Raw genomic sequence first — 16,724 nt, forward strand, 5'->3', positions numbered from 1 at the left:
GGTAGCGGGTCAGTAGTACTGAGCCATGCAGAACTCGTGCCCTTCGGGGTCGGCCATGACGACGACCACGCCCTCGTCGTACTCGTGCCGTTCGCCGGTGAACCTGCCGCCGAGCGCGACGACTTGGGCCATGCCCTGTTCGACGTCGTCGACCGCCACGTCGAGGTGGAGGCGTACTTTGCCCTGTTTCGGCTCGGCCACCGGCTGGAAGACGAGGCGGGGCTGCGGATCGTCACGGTGGCCGAGGTAGATCCAGCCGGGCTCGGACGGCCCCTGCGGTCGGTCCAGCAGCGCGCTCCAGAAGCCCGCCACCCGTTCCACGTCGACGCAGTCGACCGTCACTCCGGCCCAGCGGTTCGTCATGTCGTCAGCACTCCTGGGTTCTGTTGGGGGCGCGGTCACGGGTCATCGCGGTCAATTGTCCTGCCCCGGCTGCCGCGGCACGCGCGTGAGAGGATCCGCCCATGAGCAGCGACCCGGAAGTGAGCGCTCTGGCGATCAATGTCACCGTCCCGGAGGCGCTCCGCTGGACGGACACCCGACGCGGTGAAGCGTTCACGCTGACCACGATCAACGTCCGGCTTCTGCCGGACGGCCGCCTCGCGGCGAAGGCCTACGGCCGGCCGGTCGCCGGCGGTCGAGGCGCCTACGTGTCCTTCCCCCTCCCCGACCGCCCCGAGCTGGCCGCCCTGGTCGCCGGTGCCGCCGGCCGCGCCGGGGCGTTGTGGGCGGCACATCGCGGTCTCGGCTGAGCCCGGCCGGACCCCCGGGTCAGCCCGCCTTCGGCGGCTTCCGGGCGTCGAAGGCGAAGAGCGTGTTCTTGGCCGCCGCCACGATCACCGCACGCCCCGCGACGGTGACGCGCGGGCTCGCGCCCTGCTGGCCCGTCAGGCCGTCGGCCTGCGGGTTCGTCGTCCACAGGGGCTTTCCGTCGTCCGGCGACAGCGCGACCACCCGGCCGGTGGCCGAGCTGAAGTACAGCGCGTCGGGTCCGGCCACCGGACCCGACGCCCCCTCCACGCCCGTCTGGCGGGCCCACTTCTTCCGGCCGGTCGCGGGGTCGAACGCCGTGACGAGGCCGGTCTGTCCGCTCACGAAGAGGGTGCCCTCCGCCATCCCGGGCGTTCCCTCGTACGTCGTGGCCAGTCGGGAGTACGTGACCTTCCGCGAGGACGGGTCGACCCGCACCACCCCGTCGTAGCCGACCGCTGCCGGCCCGTCCATGTGCTCCCGCAGGAATACGAGACTGCCGTCGGCGACGCCCATCGGCACGGCGGGGCCGTCGAGCGCGAGGGGCCTGCCCAGTGACCCGGAGGCGAGGCCGATCTCGTACAGGGTGGGGTGGCGGACCTCCAGTCCGTCCGCTTCCGCGTCCGTCGCACACATCGCGAGGAGTCGCGGGCCCATGGGGACAGCGGAACACTGGGTGCCGACGGGGAACGGCGTACTCCAGGACCCCGCACCGCTGTGCGCGTCCCGGGCCTCCAAGCGGGAGTTGGAGGCGTCGACCGTCACCACGGTGGAGCCGACGACGAGGGCGTCCTGCGTCCGGCCCGTGACAACCGTCGACTGGGCGCCGGACGGAACGGACCACAGCTCCCGGCCGTTGTCCGCGTCGATGGCCACCACCTCGCTGGGAGGGGCCTGCGGGTCACCCTCGGCCGCGAAGCGGTAGCCGATCACCGTGTCGTCGGTGGCGCCCACGAGGTGCATGCCCTGGACGGGGATGCCCGGGCTCTTCGCCGTCCACACCCGCGAGCCGTCCTTGGCCCTGATCCGGGCGGCGATCACACCGCCGCCCCCGCAGAACAGCGCGTCGCCGCGTGCGAGGCAGCGCAGTTCGTCGGGAACGTCCGCGCGACCGCCCTGCACGGTCCGGCGCCACGGCTGGAAGCCGGCCGGAAGTGCGGCACCCGGCGCCTCGAGCCGGGTGTCCTTGTCGCCGCCGCTGCTCTCCCCGAAGCCGCCGACCTGCAGCGCGGTGACTCCCCCGCCGATCGCCGCCACCGCGACCGCTGCCGCGAGCACGGGCCGCCATCGGCTCCTGAGACGTCGGCCGGCGAAGGTGCCGGTGCTCCCGGGGCGGCCGGAGTCGGCGGGGGCGGCATTCGGCGCCGGAGTGTCCCGCGTCGCGAGGTGATGCTGGGTGGCCATGTCGCGGGTGCGGCCGGTGCCCACCCCGGACGCGCCGGTCCCCCCGAGGTCGGCCGGCAGGTCCCGCAGCAGCACGAGGAGTTCGTCCGCCGAGGGGCGCCCCTCGGGCTCCTTGCCCAGGCACGACTCGACGACCGCGCGCAGAGCTGTCGGCACGGCGTCCAGCGACGGCTCCTCGTGCACCACCTGATACGCCGTCATATAAGGGCTGTCCGCGTCGAAGGGCCCGTGGCCCGTCGCCGCGTACACCAGCAGCGTTCCGAGCGAGAAGACATCGGACCGCGGACCCACCCCACGCGGCGCCTGCAACTGCTCCGGGGACATGAAGGGCGGCGTACCGATGACGCGCCCGGTCATCGTCAGGGTCTGCTGGTCCGTGGCACGCGAAATGCCGAAGTCGATCACGCGCGGGCCCTCGGACGAGAGCACGACGTTCGAAGGCTTCAGGTCGCGGTGGACGACCCCCACGCGATGGATGTCGCGCAGCGCCTCCGCCAGGCCGATGGCGAGCCTGCGCAACTCCGCCCCGTCCAGCGGGCCTTCCGCGGCGATGTGCTGGGCGAGCGTGTGCCCCTCGATGTAGGCCGTCGCCATCCACGGCTGCTCGGCCTCGGGGGCGGCGTCGACCACGGCGGCGGTGAACGCGCCGCTCACCCGCCTCGCCGCCGCCACTTCCTGCCGGAAGCGGATGCGGAACTCCTCGTCCCCCGCGAACTGCTGGTGGATCAGTTTGATCGCGATGGGCCGCCCCGAACCCGTACGGGCCAGAAACACCGTGCCCATGCCGCCCGAGCCTAGCCGCGCCTCCAGCGGATAGCCGCCGATCTCGGCAGGATCACCTCCGCGCAGCGACACTCTTCCCGACCTCCCGTCCCCGTGCGGCTGAGCCGCCACGGGTCTGCGTACCTGTCCCGCACAAACTATCCGCAGAGCGGTACGGCAGCGCAAAGCGGGTGACGGACAGGAGCCCGGGGCCGCTCCGGTACCGCACCCGGCACGGCATCGGGTCCGCCACCCGGCGTCCGGAGCGCCTCACCGGGAGGCGCTCCGGCCCATCCGCTTCCTCAGGAGGCGGGTCGCCCGACGGGCTTCACCCGGTCGCCCTCCGGCATCGCGCGCTTCACGAGCTCCGCGGAGCGGATGACGCGGGTGCCCCGCGAAACCCTCAGTCGCACCTGCGCACCGGTCGCGATGCCCTGCGAGGCCGCGGGCAGCGCCCAGGCGGTGGTCAGGTCCGTGTTCCCCTCGTCGAGGACCAGGAAGCGGGCCACATCCTTGCCCTTGCGCGACTCCATACGCAGCACCTCACCGGTGATCGTGTCGGGCTCACTCCGTTCCAGGCAGGCGAGCACCACGAAGAACACCGCCAGCGCGCCGAAGACGGCGATCGCCGCGAACTCGACGGGCAGGGGCCCCTCCTGCGCCGCCGCGTCGACGAACCAGCCGTCGCTGTCGCTCGCGAAGTTGCCGGGCATCATCGCCAGGAACGCCGCCAGAAGTATCCAGCGGCTCATCCTGCCCGCCACCACCAGACCGAGCAGGGCGCTGACCACCCAGCCGGCGCTCAGCACCAGTCCAGGCCGGCGCATCGAGCCCTCGCTGTGCGCGTCGGCCACAACCGACCAGTCGGGCTGCCGCAGCACCGCGAAGGCGCAGATTCCGGCCGCGACCAGGGCCGCCCCCGCCGCCAGGTACAGCAGCCGGCGCGTCGAAGCGCCGAACCCGGGACGCAGCCGCGGGTATCGGATCCGCACCGGCCGCCAGGTCCCTCCGTACGAGGACCAGACCCGTCGCCGGTCTCCCCCGTCGAAGCCGAGGAGTCGGCTGGTCAGGCTGGTGACGCCGAGTGCGGTTCCGTACGCGAGATAACGGTCCCAGACCGTCACGGCCGCGGGCGGCAGCCGGGCGAAGTCGTCGTGTGCCGTCAGCCAGGCTCGCAGCCCGGCCCAGTGCCCGGCGCGCTCCAGGCCCTGCGGTGTCGCCCGCTCGCCCATCGACCTGCCCAGCAGGTAGACCAGCGCGGCCCCCGGCGCCACACCGACCGCGGCCGCGGCACGCAGGTTGTGACCTCCCATGACGGCGGCCACGGTGAACAGCGCACCGGGCACGAAGGCACTGAACATCAGAGCACCGGCGAGCAGTCGCGGGAACCGGAACCGGGACAGGCCGCGCAGCCGGGCTTCGGCGATGACCTCCTTGCGCAGCTCCGTGTTCCAGGCGGCGGCGCGCTTGTCGTCACGGAAGGCGATCGCTCCGATGGGCGCGCCGCCGTTCACCGCGCGGGCGGCGACGCGGGCCAGCACGCGCTGCTCGTACGGCATGAGGTCCGGTGCCGTCCGGCCGGCCTCGGTGACGTGCACGCTGCTGCGGGCCGGGTCGTCGCCCGGCTGCCGCAGCTCGAGGAACCCGCGGGCCGCAAGGTCCAGCAGGGTGGCCGCGGCGGCGTGCTCCACGCCTCGCCAGTTGTTGCCGAGCAGGCTGACCACGGCCGGTGATTCGGGGTGGTCCCCGAACTCCTGGGTCGCGGGCCCCGGCGTGACCGCGCCGTTGCGGGTGGCGACCAGCGCGAACCCGAAGGCGACGAGCCAGAGCACGATCAGGGCGGCGCCGCCCCAGTAGAGCTGTTCGATGTGCGTCACGCGAATCTCACCTGGACCGCGTCCTGCGCCGCGCCGGGAGCCTCGAAGTACTCCCGCCGCCCGTGCGCGCCGCCCATCCCGGCCACGATGTTGCCGGGAAAGCTCTCGAGGGCGGTGTGGTAGCTCTGCACGGCGCTGTTGTAGAACTGCCGTGCGTACGCGATCTTGTCCTCCGCCGACCTCAACTCGGCCTGCACCGTGCTGAAGTGCTGATCCGCCTTGAGGTCCGGGTAGCTCTCCCCAAGTGCGAACAGCCTCCCCAGCGTCGCGCTGAGGGCATCCTCGGCGGCCGCCCGCTCCGTCACGCCGAGCCCGCCGCTCAGCGCCTGACCGCGCGCGGCGGTGACCGCTTCGAAGGTGCCGCGCTCGTGAGCGGCGTAACCGCGCGCCCCCTCGACGAGATTCGGTATCAGCTCGTGCCGCCGCTTCAACTGCACATCGATCTGCGCCCATGAGGCCTGCGTCTGATTCCTCAGCCGTACGAGCCGGTTGTAGGTCCGGACGACCCACCACCCGCCCACGACCACGAGTACCGCAACGATCGCACCCACAATGACACCCACGGCGTCGCCCCCAGAGGCCCTAAAAGATCCGACCCCCCTGGCCGATCGACGCGATCTTATGCGGGCCGTCACGGCCGTCGCAGCCGGGGGCGGGCCGGGCAGGGATTTCGGAACGCCTGCGTCGGCGATCCGGGACGCCGGAGCCGCTGACGGGCTGACAGGCCCCCCTCTCGGAGCGCCATCGTCAGCCCGTCGGCGCAGGTCACGCAGGTCTTCCCCCGCCTTCCGGTCAGCCGGCCTTCACAGCCGCCTTCAGCAGCCGACCGGCGAGGAGCCGACGACCACGTCGTCGAACCACAGGGTGTCGTCCCCGGTCCCGTAACTCTCCCAGCCCAGCCGCAGGGCGGTGGGCCTCGGCGGAGTGGTCCGCGCGAGCCACTGCTGGTCGACGTCCTGCGTCGGTACGCCGTCGGCGTGCAGCCCCGGCACCTGTTCGTCGCCGAGCCAGGTGTCGAGCTTCGGTGCCGAGGTGTCGACCGCGAACCGCAGGCATTGCCAACTGCCCGTCGGCAGCGGCCGGCTCAGCCCCACCCCGACCGGGCTCTGTGCCGGGAGCGTGGCGTCGTCGCTCTCCCGGTTCCACTGCAGGGCGCCGTTCTGTCCGCCGATCCGCAGCGCCTTGCCGCCCTGCGAACTGTCCGGCATCGATACGAAGGTGACGTGCGCGGCCGGGAGCGCGGTGGTGTGCCGCACCCACATCCTCACGTGCAGCACCGGCCCGACCGACGACAGGTCCGCGGTGGCGGCAACGAAGGCGTGGTTGCAGTACCCGGCCCGTCCGTCCAGCCGGAGCGACCGCGAGCCGCTGTGCGCGACGGCCGTGTCGACGGTGGCCGTGCCCGTGCCCTGGCAGTCGGGCGCGGTGACCCGCCAGTTGCCGGCGGGAGCCGGGCCGGCCTGGTTCTCGAAGTCCTCGCAGACGGCGGCGTCCCCGCACTCCGCGGAGGGCGGTGTGGTGGGGGGTGGTGTCGTGGGCGGAGGAGTCGTGGGAGGCGGCGTACTGCCGTCACCGCCGCAGGGCACCCCGTTGAGGGCGAAGTCGGTGGGCACGGAGTCGGCCGCCTGCCATGTCCCCTGCAGCCCGAAGTCCACGGAACCGCCGTCGGCCAGCACCCCGTTCCAGGCCGTGTTGACGGCGGTCACGGAGTGGCCGGTCTGGGTGACGGAAGCGTTCCAGGCGGAGGTGACGTGCCGGTCGCCTCCGTACGTCCACGTCAGCTGCCAACCGCTGAGCGCGGAACCGGTATGGGTGATGCCCACCTGGGCGGTGAAGCCGCCGGCCCATTCGTTGACCGTGTAGTCGACTTGGCATCCGGACGCCGAGGCTGAGCCGCTGGCGGGCGCCACGGCCAGAAGGGACAAGGCCAGCGCGAGGGCGGCCCCGGCCGCTGTCCAGAGCTGTCTGCGCAGTAATCGCGGGCGAAGAATCGGCATGTGCGCCTCCTCGGGTGGGGGGGAACCGTAGGACAGTTCAGGCATGGGAGCGCTCCCACTCATCACACCGACATGACGGCGTACTGTCAATACAGCGGGCCATGCCGATGTGACCGGCGCCGCCTTTGTTGCAGATCGCCGGGCGGGGCCCGGCTTGCGCGTCGGCGACCCGCCCGGGCGTCTCGTCGACCTCGTCCAGGTGATACCGAGCAGGATCCACGACGGCGCCCCGGTCGTAGCCGGAACGGCGATCGAAGCAGCACACTTCGCGGGTGACCGATCGAATCAACTTGGCCATTTCGGCGGCGGGCGTCCCGATCGCCCTCGTGCTCCTCACCGGCGCGGTGCGGGCGTACGAAGACGGAGAAGGTTCAGGATGGTTCGTGGCCGGCGCAGCGCTGCTGCAGGCCGCGACCGTCCTGCAGCTCGCGCAGGACCTCCGCAGGCGCCGCAGGAGCCGGGCCCGAGCGGGCTGACTCGCATGCCGGCCACCACGGAGCCAGGGGCTTACGCGCGCGTCACCGGCAAGGCGCCGCGCATGCGCACCAGCCGCGCTACGCCGTGCCGCGCGGCGGGAGCCGTCGCGTGATCCGGTCGAACAGGTCCGTCAGCGGCTCGCCGACGTCCCGGCCGAACTCCGTCAGCCCATAAGTGACCTGAGGGGGCGTCGTCGGCTCGACCTCCCGCCAGACCAGGCCGTCCTGCACCAGCCCCCGCAGGGTCTGGGCCAGCATCTTCTCGCTGACGCCCTGGATGCTCTCGCGCAGTTCGTAGAACCGGAGGCTGCTTCTGCGCAAGGAGATCAGCACCCAGATGCCCCACCTGCTGGTCACATGGTCGACCATGTCCCGCGCGGGGCAGTCGGTGTGAAACACGTCATACCGCTTCTCGACCTCAACCGGCCTGTGCTGCACGCTTTCCACCATGTCACGAGCTTACCTAAAGGTATGCCCTTACAAAATGTTAGCCCCTGCTCCTAGCGTGCGGACCACAGGAAACATTTCGACGAGGAGCGACCATGATCGTAGTAACTGGGGCCACCGGGAACATCGGACAGCCGTTGACGCAGGCGCTGGCCGACGCCGGCCAGCAGGTGAGGGCGGTGTCGCGGCACACGGCGGCGGTGCCGGACGGTGTCCACCACGTGGTGGCCGACCTGGCCGAGCCGGGCGGCCTCAAGTCCGCGCTGACCGGGGCCGATGCGCTGTTCCTGCTGCTGTCCGGCGACCTGCACGCCACCGGGGCCAACCCTGCCGAGATCATCGGCGATGCCGCGGCCGCCGGGGTCCGCCGGGTCGTCCTGCTCTCCACGCTGGGCGTGGTGACCAGGCCCTCCGGCGAGACGCGCATCGCGATGCGCGCGCTGGAGGACACACTGCGGGAGTCGGGCCTGGAGTGGGTCATCCTGCGGCCGGGCGGCTTCGCCTCCAACGCTCTGTGGTGGGCCGACTCCGTCCGTACGCAGCAGGTCGTCGCCGCGCCCTTCGGCGATGTCGGGGTACCAGTCATCGACCCGGCGGACATCGCCGCCGTCGCGGCAGCCTGCCTGCTGGATGACCGGCACACCGGCGGCGTCTACGAACTGACCGGGCCGGAGGTGATCACTCCGCGCCGGCAGGCCGAGGCCATCGCCGCCGCCCTGGGCTCGCCGGTGAAGTTCCACGAGCTCACCCGCGAAGAGGCCAAGGCCGCCATGAGCCAGAGCATGCCGGCGGAGCTCGCCGACGACACTCTGGACATCATCGGCTCCCCGAGCCCTGCCGAGCTGCGCATCAGCCCGCACGTCCAGCAGGTCCTCGGCCGCGCCCCGCACCCCTTCGCCGACTGGGCCGCCCGCAACGTCGCCGCCTTCCGCTGAAACCGGGGCGGCGCCGCCTCTGCCAAGTACGCCTTCATGCCGACAAGGGGGGCCCTCCGACCGTGAAGCGGAACGCAAACCGGGCCCGCCGCTCGACGAGGCCGAAGTCGAGCCGCAGGAGGTGGACCGTGTCGGGGGCGCCCTCGTGGTCGGTGGTGTGCACCGTTTCGACGCGGGCGGCACAGCCCTCCGGCAGGCAGAGGCGGGCCCGTGCCGAGGTCCCGGTCCACACCACCCCCTCCGCGCCGGTCTCGGGGCGGAGCCGGCTGACGAACACCTCCTCCAGTGGCATCGGGCGTTCCGTCTCGACCTCGTCGACCAGCAGCAGTTCCCCGGCGTCACGGCGCCAGGAGAAGGCGCGGCGCAGCGCTGTCAGGCCGTTCACCTCGTAGGCGCCGGCGAGGTCGAGGGTCAGGTCCGTTCCGTGCGCGTGGAGGCGGAGCTCCAGGACCTCGGCCGTGCGGGCTCGGCCCGCGGACTGCTCCCGCGTGTCGACGCGGGGGACGGAGTGCGCGCGCGAGGAGGCGTGCAGGAACGTGTAGCGGGTGGCGTCGTCGAAGTAGCCCTTGCGGTACTCGCCGGCGCCCAGGTCGGCGAGCAGCACCTCGCCCCGGGCCGCGAGCACGAACTGGCCGAGGTCGTTGTGGTTGTGGGGCTCGGCGTTGTGGCCGCCCTTGGCCGCGAAGGCCACGCCCTGCCCCCGGTCGATCAGCCAGGCGAGGTCGGGGAGGTACGCCGTCGGCGGCTCGGGTTCCGGCGCGGGCGTGGGGTCCGGGGCGCCCCAGCGCAGGGTCCGGGAGAGATCGGCCCAGTCCCGTGTGAGGTCCGCCCGGCCGACCGTGGCCTCCACGGCCTCGGCGGGGGCCCGGACCCCGAGCCTCCGCGCGAGCTGCCGGGCGAGACCGGCGGGCACGCGGGGCCGTTCCTCCCCGTCCGAGAAGGCGGGGAAAAGCCCGTCGCCCAGATGCACCGCGCCCGGAAAGCGGGCGATGGCCGGGACCTTGGGGTGCGTGAGCAGATCCTCGCCGGTGGACTCCCGCAGCCCCTCGGCGAAGTAGACGAAGTGTGCGAACCCGAACACCCAGTAGCCCACCCCTTCCGCGCAGCCCCCGTCGTCGTCGAAGCCGCTGAGGTACGTGAGCTGAGCGCGTCGGCACCGGTCGAGGAGGCGGGTCAGGCGTGGTCCCGGCTCCCACAGGGCCAGTGCCGCGAGGCCCGCGGAACCGCCGCACACGGCTGCCCAGTTGTGTGCCCAGGCCTCCCACAGAAGCGGGCGTTCGTCGTCGGCGAGGAGGGACAGCACCCGGTGGTCCACCTGGTCGCGCACGCGGGCGGCGACTCGGGGATCGAGCCGGTCGCCGCAGATCCGGACCGTCTCGGCGAGCAGCTGCGCGGTGAGCGCGGCGAACAGGTCGAGGCACTGGTCCATTCCCCGCCCGAGGCGGGTGGCGTGCATCTCGTGGGCGGGAAGCGCCCAGGTGTACTCGTCGCAGACGGACCACAGCGCGTCCGCCAGCGCGTCCAGTTTCGCCGCCGGGCCGATCAGGGCCTCGGCGGCGAGGGCCGTCACCTGCGCGCGGCGCCGGAAGTACAGGTCCTCGTACGCCAGACGGTCGCCATCGTCGTCGAAGCGGCGGTACGCGGAGAAGGGGAGGTCCGGCATGGGGGTGGTCCGCGCGCTGTCCGCCGCCGACCGGATACGCGCGTGCATCCCGCCCGGCCAGTCGGCGTCCAGCCGTTGTTCAGGGCCGCGCGACCGCTCGGATTCCGTCGGTGACATCACGCCTCCCCTCACGGACGCCGAGATCGCCCGCCGCGCCCGGTTCGCTGGAGAGCGCCATGACCTGGCAGTTGCGCCACCATACGAACAGCACGCACCCGGGCAGCACCGCGAGCCCCAGCAGCGGCGCCTGGTTGACGAGCAACAGGGCCACCATCCCCAGCACGAGATTCATTAGAGCCAGTACACCGTGCCGGATCACCGCGTACGGCGCCAGCAGGAGGAGCCGGCGTCCGACGTCCCCGCCCGCGGCCACCTGCGCGAGCGCGACCGGCCACGCAGCGGCGGCGACCAGCCCGGCCACCAGCGCCATCGGCACGACGGCCGCCCCCAGCGGCGATGTCCGCAGGGTCACGGCATCCGCGACGGCCGCGATCATAAGCAGCACGAACGGCGCCGAGATCAGCACCGCCCGCCGGAACAGCCGCCGGTACGCCTGGACGAACAGCCGTACCGGCGCCTGCTCGTCCCCGGTCGTCGCGCCGAGATACGCGAACGCGGCGGTGAGGGAGGGACCGGGAAGCGCCAGCAGCAACAGCCCGAAGAACACCGGATGCCGCCACGGCTGCTGGGTCACCTGCAGCGCGGCCAGCAGGGGCAGATTCGTCACGGCGATCCCTAGGTTGACGACTAGCACCCGGTGCACGTGCGCCCATATCAACTCCCAGGAGCCGTAAGCCACATTGAGCCGTGCACGTGGGCTCGCACCCATCCTCTCCACCCCTCAGCCCTTCACACCGGTGGTCGCGATGCCGCGCACGAAGTAACGCTGGCCGAGCAGGAACACCGCCAGGACCGGCACGACGGAGAGCACCGACCCCGTCATGATCATGGCCGACTCCGCGTCGTACTGTCCGATGAAGGCGCGCAGCCCCAACTGCACCGTCCACAGGCGGTTGTCGGTGAGGTAGATGAACGGGCCCATGTAGTCGTTCCAGGTGTTCACGAACGTCAGCAGGGCGAGGCTCGCGAGGGCCGGCTTGGACAGCGGAAGCACGATCCGCGCCCAGATGCCGTACTCGCTCAGGCCGTCGAGGCGGGCCGCCTCGCTGATCTCGTCCGGGATCGTCAGATAGAACTGCCGCATCAGGAAGACGCCGAACGCGCCGAACGCCTGCAGCAGGACGAGTGACGTGTACGAGTTCACCAGGCCGAGCTTCTGCATGATCACGTACTGCGGCACCATGTACGCCTGCCACGGCACCGCGATCGTCGCGATGTAGCCGGTGAACAGCACGTCCCGGCCCGGGAAGCGCATCTTGGCGAAGCCGTACGCCGCGAAGCTCCCGGTGAGCACCTGGAGAAACGTGATCACGATGCTCAGGAAGAACGAGTTGCCGAGGTAGGCGGCGAAGGGCACCCGTGTCCAGATGCTGGTGAAGTTGTCCCACTGGAACTCTTCGGGGATCCACTGGATCGGCACCGTGAACACGTCGCGGTCGTCCTTGACCGACGAGATCAGCATCCAGAGGAACGGCAGCAGGACCGCGAGGGCGACCACGGCGAGCAGCACGTACAGGGCGGTCTGCCCGGCGACGGCCCTCACGCCCTTGCGGACGCGGGGCTCCGCCGGAGAGCCTGCGGGAGCCCGGCCCGCGGGCGGGCGGGTGTCCTTGCTCAGCAGGGTGGTGTTCATCGCTCGCTCCTTCGCTGCATCCGGAACTGGATCACCGTGATCACCAGGCAGATCAGGAACAGCGCGAGGGAGACCGCCGAGGCGTAGCCGAAGCGGCCCTGCGTGATGCCCTCGCGGAAGATCAGCTGGGACAGGACGAGGGTGGAGCGGCCCGGCCCGCCCTCGGTCATGACCTGCACCAGGTCGAACACCTTGAAGCTGGAGACCGTGATCATGACGGTGACGAAGAAGGTCGTGGGCCGCAGGCCGGGCAGGGTGACGTGCCAGAACCGGTGCCAGGGGCCGGCGCCGTCCATGCGGGCCGCCTCGTACAGCTCGGCCGGGACGGTCTGCAGTCCGGCCAGGAAGAGCACCATGTAGTAGCCCATGTCCCGCCACACGCTCGTGATGATCAGCGCGGGCATCGCCCAGTCCTGGGAGCTGGTCCAGCCCGGCGGGTGGTCGATGCCGAGGGACATGAGGAACTGGTTGACGGGCCCCGACTCGGGGCTCAGCAGCATGTTCCACACCACGGCGACCGCGACGAGCGAGGTGATGTACGGGAAGAAGAAGGCGGTCCGCAGAACGTGCACGCCGCGGAGCTTCTGGTTGAGCAGGACGGCGAGGCCGAGCGAGACCAGGAGCGTGAGCGGGATGTGTCCTGCCGCGTAGTACAGGGTGTTCTGCAGTGCGGCCCAGAAGTTGGAGTCGTTCCACAGCCGCTGGAAGTTGTCCAGGCCCGCCCACTTCGGGGTGGAGTAGGAGTCCCAGTCGGTGAAGGAGATCGCGAGCGCGCCGATCACCGGGAGGAGGGTGAGGGCGGCGAACCCGAGGAAGTTCGGCAGGATGAAGGACCAGCCGACCAGGAGGTTGCGGCGCCGCCGGCGCTTCGCGGCGGCCCGGTGGGCCGCGGAGGCGCCGTCGGCCGCGGGCGGGGCGGCGGGGGGTGCGACGGCACTCACTGGACTTCGTCCTTCACACGGCTGTCCATCTCCTTGATGCCGTCGGCGGCGGACTTCTCGCCGCTCATGATCATCTCGTGCTCCTCCTTGAGGATCTGGTCGATGTCGGAGGTCTTGTCGCTGACCGGCATCTCCAGTTGCACCGTGGTCGGCTGCATCGCCTTGCGGGACAGGGCGTCGTTCGGCATGCCGTCGACGGAGAAGAAGGTGTCGAGGATCTTGTCGCTGGTGTACGCGGGTGTGACGCCGATCTTCGCGACGGCGGCGGCGCCCTCCGGGCCCGAGGCCCAGGTGACGAACTTCTTCGCGGCGTCAGCGTTGCGCGCCTTCTTGTTCACGGCGAACGCGGTCGGCGAACCGAAGGTGACGGTCTTGCCGTCGTTCTTGATCTGCGGCATCGGCGCCATGCCCCAGTTGATGTCGTTCTTGCCCTGCGCCTTCTCGGCGAGCAGCGCGGCTGCCCACCACGAGCCCATGGGGACCATGGCGGCCTTGCCGGTGGTCAGCTGCGAGTCGTAGGTGATCTGGTTGCTGGAGGCGGTGGAGAAGGGCAGGGTGGCCTTCGCCTTCTGCAGGCCGAGGGCCATCTCGTACTGGTCCTTGAAGAACGCGTAGTCGCCGCCGAGCTGGTCGCCGCCGGTCTGCGCGGAGGAGACCGCCTGGATGACGGAGCGCCAGGTGTGCAGGTAGGTGCCGTAGACCTTGTCGGAGCCCGAGCCCCGGGTGAACTTCTTCGCAAGCCTCGCGTAGTCGTCCCAGGTCAGCTTGGACAGGTCCTCCTTGCCGGCCATGTCCTTGTTGTAGAAGAGCACCCAGAAGTCCGAGCGGTAGGGCAGTGCGTAGTAGGCGTTCTTGAGGTTGTAGTCGTCGAGGCCGGAGTACGACGCCTTGTCCAGCGCGGCCGCCTCGTCGGTCAGCGGCAGGAGCTGACCGCGGGTGGCGTAGCGGGCGTAGTCGGTGACGTTCTTCATGGTGAGGACGTCGGTGGTGTCACCGCCCGCCAGCATGGTGGTGACCTTCTCCGGGTAGTTGTCGGCGAGGATGTCGACCGGCTGGACGTCGATCTCGGGGTTCTTGGCCTCGAAGCCGTCGATGAGGGCCTTGAACTCGGGCGTGGTCCGGTAGTTCCACAGCGCGATCTTCACGACGGTCCTGCCCTCGGACGACGAGGTGGTGTCCGTGCCGCTGGCATCGCAGGCTGTGGCGGTGAGGATCACGGCGACGGCCAACGGCGCGATGCGGGCGTGGTTCTTCGTCAACTTCATTGCGGCGGCTCTCCTTTGAGCGGTTGGGGACGGTGGGGCGGGCGGGTCGGGTCAGGCGCTCAGGCCCAGGGCCCAGCTCTCCGCGGTGATCTCGGCCCGCAGCGGCTTGCCCGCGGTCCAGCGGGCGAGTTCGTCGAGGACGTGGTCGGTCAGCCGGCCGGTCTCGGTGCCCAGCGACCCGGCGATGTGCGGCGTGATCATCACGCGGGCGAGGCGGCGCAGCGGCGAGTCGGCGGGCAGCGGTTCGGGATCGGTGACGTCGAGGATCGCGAAGAGCCGGCGGGCGGCGCACTCGGCGGCCAGTGCGTCGGGGTCGACGAGCGAGCCGCGCGCGGTGTTGATGACGGTCGCGAAGTCGGGGAGCATGGCCAGCTGCGCGGCGCCGATGAGGTGGTGGGTCTCGGGCAGCTCGGGGGCGTGCACGGACAGCACGTGGACCTGCGGCAGCATCTCCTCCAGCGGTACGAGCGTGGCGCCGGCCCGCGCCACCTCGTCCGGGTCGGCGTACGGGTCGGCCACCAGGCAGGTGGTGCCGCGCAGCACCTGGAGCAGCTCGACGACCTGCCGGCCGATCCGCGAGAAGCCGACGATGCCGACGGTCCGCCGGAAGTTGGACAGGTCGCCGTACCCGGTGACCGAGCCCCAGCCCCCGTAGGCCCGCTGCTCGTCGGCGGCGAGGAACGGGGCCTTCTTCCCTGCGAAGATGATCGCGGCGAGGGTGTACTCCGCCACGGGTACGGCGTTGGCCTCGGCGGCGCTGGTCACCCGGATCCCGCGCCGCCACACCTCCTGCCCGATCAGGTCCCGCACGCTGCCCGCCCCGTGCAGCACGGCCCGCAGACGGGGTGCCGCGGCGAGCCGCTGCGGTGTGAGAGCGGGTGCGCCCCACGACGTGAGCAGCACTTCGGTGCGGGCCAGGCGTTCGCGCGACCGTGCGCTGTCGAGGTCGTCCGTCCAGCAGGGCTCGTCCAGCGTCACGAGGCCGGCGAGGCGGCGCAGCCGGTCCTGGTCGAAGTGCGCCTCGAAGCTGGGCCTGCTCATCACGAGCAGGGCGCGGGCCTTGGTCTGCATGCGGTGCGGGCTCCTCTGCCTCCGGGCGCCCGCTCAAACAGCAGGTGCCATCCGTGTTTCCGGCGAGTTCCAGCCAGAAGACGCTGAGTCAGAGATAGTGGTCAGCCACACAGACCCACCAGAGCTCGACCACAGACGAAGCGAAACGAACAGATTCGAACATCGCCCGGGCTCAGGACCGGACGGGAGGGGATGCGCCATGACGTCGACACGGCTCACCGGGCCCGACGGGCCCGCGGATTGTTCCGCGAGGGGCGACCAGCTGTTCGCACTGCAACGCCGCGAACGACTGATGGACCGGCTCCGGCTGCACGGCGCTGTTCGCGTACGCGATCTCGCACACGACCTCTCGGTCAGCGAGCTGACGATCCGGCGCGATATCGCGGCGCTGGCCGAGCGCGGCCTGCTGACCCGGGTGCACGGCGGGGCCACGCTGCCCTCTCCCTTGGAGCAGGAGCCGGTGCGCCGCAGGCGGCTCACGATGCCCGCGTTCACGATCGGGATGGTGGTCCCCTCGCTGGACTTCTACTGGCCGCACATCGTCAGTGGCGTCCGCAACGCCGCGGCGGCGCACGGCGTCAACGTCCAGCTGCGGGGCTCCAGCTACGACCAGGCGGAGGACCGCCGACAGATCGTCCGGCTGACCGAATCCGGGCAGGTGCAGGGGTTGCTCCTCGCGCCGAACCTGGAGGGCCCCGGCATGCACGAGATGATCGACTGGATCGGCAGGCTGCCGGTGCCCGTGGTCTTCGTGGAGCGCGACACACCCGCCTGGACCCCGACGCCGCACCAGCTCGAATGGGTGCGCAGCGATCACGCGACCGGCCTGGAGATGGCGGTCCGGCATCTGCACACGCTGGGCCACCGCCATATGGGGCTCGTGCTGTCCAAGGGCAGCCCCACCTCGGCGCACCTCGCCGTGGGGTGGCACCGCGCCTGCTCGGAACTCGGGCTGCCCGACGACTTCCTCATACGCGAGAGCGTGGCCCTCGACGTCCCGGGACACCGCCGGATCATCGGCGACATCGTGGAGGGCTGCCGCCGCTCCCGTATCACCGCGCTCATCGTGCACAGCGACCCCGACGCGCTCTCGGTGGTCCAGTACCTGACGGAGCAGGGCATCCGCGTCCCCGACGACCTGGCCATCGTCAGTTACGACGACGAGGTCGCCCATCTCGCCGATCCGGCGATCACGGCGGTACGGCCGCCCAAGGCGCTCGTGGGCCGCACGGCCGTCGAGATGATGCTGGCGCGTCTGCTCGAAGGCAGTCGCCGCCCGGCCCAGCGAGCGCTCATTCTGCCGGAGTTGATGATCCGCGCCTCGTCCCTGCCGTCGGCGCCGTACCCCGCGCCCGCGACGCGGCGCCGCGAACCTGCCTGAGC

The 16,724-nt window shown here is 71.3% G+C and carries 16 protein-coding genes; 4 read left to right on the plus strand and 12 right to left on the minus strand.

Going from position 1 to position 16,724, the window contains the following annotated elements; genetic code table 11:
- Positions 1-9 precede the first annotated feature (9 nt).
- Entirely contained in the window at positions 10-363 is a 354-nt protein-coding gene (locus ABTX18_RS33195; RefSeq protein WP_352126521.1) for a VOC family protein, read from the minus strand.
- 101 nt (positions 364-464) lie between these two features.
- Here ABTX18_RS33195 and ABTX18_RS33200 point away from each other — a divergent pair, with 101 nt between their 5' ends.
- Positions 465-752 (plus strand): hypothetical protein, encoded by a 288-nt coding sequence (locus ABTX18_RS33200; RefSeq protein WP_352126522.1) that lies wholly within the window; start codon positions 465-467, stop codon positions 750-752.
- A 19-nt stretch (positions 753-771) separates the two neighbouring features.
- On the opposite strand, the gene ABTX18_RS33205 is transcribed toward ABTX18_RS33200, so the two are convergent.
- The 4 genes from ABTX18_RS33205 to ABTX18_RS33220 all read right to left on the minus strand — a co-directional run bounded on the left by ABTX18_RS33205 (position 772) and on the right by ABTX18_RS33220 (position 6,790).
- Positions 772-3,009, minus strand: a complete 2,238-nt coding sequence (locus ABTX18_RS33205; RefSeq protein WP_352126523.1) for a serine/threonine-protein kinase — start codon at positions 3,007-3,009, stop codon at positions 772-774.
- Positions 3,010-3,218: 209 nt separating this feature from the next.
- Complete coding sequence (locus ABTX18_RS33210; protein ID WP_352126524.1) at positions 3,219-4,793, minus strand: DUF2207 family protein; 1,575 nt, start codon at positions 4,791-4,793, stop codon at positions 3,219-3,221.
- Positions 4,790-5,344, minus strand: a complete 555-nt coding sequence (locus ABTX18_RS33215) for a LemA family protein (RefSeq protein WP_352126525.1) — start codon at positions 5,342-5,344, stop codon at positions 4,790-4,792. The genes ABTX18_RS33210 and ABTX18_RS33215 overlap by 4 nt, the downstream gene beginning before the upstream one ends.
- Positions 5,345-5,608: 264 nt before the next feature.
- Positions 5,609-6,790, minus strand: coding sequence for a cellulose-binding domain-containing protein (locus ABTX18_RS33220; RefSeq protein ID WP_352126526.1), 1,182 nt, complete (start codon positions 6,788-6,790; stop codon positions 5,609-5,611).
- 272 nt (positions 6,791-7,062) lie between these two features.
- Here ABTX18_RS33220 and ABTX18_RS33225 point away from each other — a divergent pair, with 272 nt between their 5' ends.
- On the plus strand, positions 7,063-7,266 hold the full coding sequence (locus ABTX18_RS33225; protein WP_352126527.1) for a hypothetical protein: 204 nt from the start codon (positions 7,063-7,065) through the stop codon (positions 7,264-7,266).
- 78 nt (positions 7,267-7,344) lie between these two features.
- On the opposite strand, the gene ABTX18_RS33230 is transcribed toward ABTX18_RS33225, so the two are convergent.
- Complete coding sequence (locus ABTX18_RS33230; RefSeq protein WP_352126528.1) at positions 7,345-7,716, minus strand: winged helix-turn-helix transcriptional regulator; 372 nt, start codon at positions 7,714-7,716, stop codon at positions 7,345-7,347.
- A gap of 92 nt (positions 7,717-7,808) precedes the next feature.
- On the opposite strand from ABTX18_RS33230, the gene ABTX18_RS33235 reads away from it, so the two are divergent.
- Entirely contained in the window at positions 7,809-8,648 is an 840-nt protein-coding gene (locus ABTX18_RS33235) for an SDR family oxidoreductase (protein WP_352126529.1), read from the plus strand.
- A gap of 34 nt (positions 8,649-8,682) precedes the next feature.
- On the opposite strand, the gene ABTX18_RS33240 is transcribed toward ABTX18_RS33235, so the two are convergent.
- From ABTX18_RS33240 to ABTX18_RS33265, 6 genes are all read right to left on the minus strand, one after another.
- Positions 8,683-10,428, minus strand: a complete 1,746-nt coding sequence (locus ABTX18_RS33240) for a heparinase II/III domain-containing protein (RefSeq protein ID WP_352126530.1) — start codon at positions 10,426-10,428, stop codon at positions 8,683-8,685.
- Positions 10,391-11,038, minus strand: coding sequence for a hypothetical protein (locus ABTX18_RS33245; RefSeq protein ID WP_352126531.1), 648 nt, complete (start codon positions 11,036-11,038; stop codon positions 10,391-10,393). The genes ABTX18_RS33240 and ABTX18_RS33245 overlap by 38 nt, the downstream gene beginning before the upstream one ends.
- Before the next feature lie 114 nt (positions 11,039-11,152).
- A complete protein-coding gene (locus ABTX18_RS33250; protein ID WP_352126532.1) occupies positions 11,153-12,064 on the minus strand; it encodes a carbohydrate ABC transporter permease in 912 nt (303 codons plus the stop codon).
- The gene (locus ABTX18_RS33255) at positions 12,061-13,005 is read right to left on the minus strand and encodes a carbohydrate ABC transporter permease (RefSeq protein ID WP_352126533.1); all 945 of its coding nucleotides are present in this window, start codon (positions 13,003-13,005) and stop codon (positions 12,061-12,063) included. The genes ABTX18_RS33250 and ABTX18_RS33255 overlap by 4 nt, the downstream gene beginning before the upstream one ends.
- Positions 13,002-14,270, minus strand: a complete 1,269-nt coding sequence (locus ABTX18_RS33260) for an ABC transporter substrate-binding protein (RefSeq protein WP_352126534.1) — start codon at positions 14,268-14,270, stop codon at positions 13,002-13,004. Before ABTX18_RS33260 ends, ABTX18_RS33255 begins: the two co-directional genes overlap by 4 nt.
- A gap of 51 nt (positions 14,271-14,321) precedes the next feature.
- Entirely contained in the window at positions 14,322-15,341 is a 1,020-nt protein-coding gene (locus tag ABTX18_RS33265; RefSeq protein ID WP_352126535.1) for a hydroxyacid dehydrogenase, read from the minus strand.
- 199 nt (positions 15,342-15,540) lie between these two features.
- Between ABTX18_RS33265 and ABTX18_RS33270 the strand changes: the two genes are divergently transcribed.
- Positions 15,541-16,722 carry a substrate-binding domain-containing protein gene (locus ABTX18_RS33270; protein WP_352126536.1) on the plus strand — a complete coding sequence of 394 codons (1,182 nt, stop codon included), beginning with the start codon at positions 15,541-15,543 and terminating at the stop codon, positions 16,720-16,722.
- The last annotated feature ends 2 nt before the right edge of the window (positions 16,723-16,724 follow it).

Source organism: Streptomyces sp. NPDC096323, from assembly GCF_040302845.1.
Classification (GTDB): domain Bacteria; phylum Actinomycetota; class Actinomycetes; order Streptomycetales; family Streptomycetaceae; genus Streptomyces.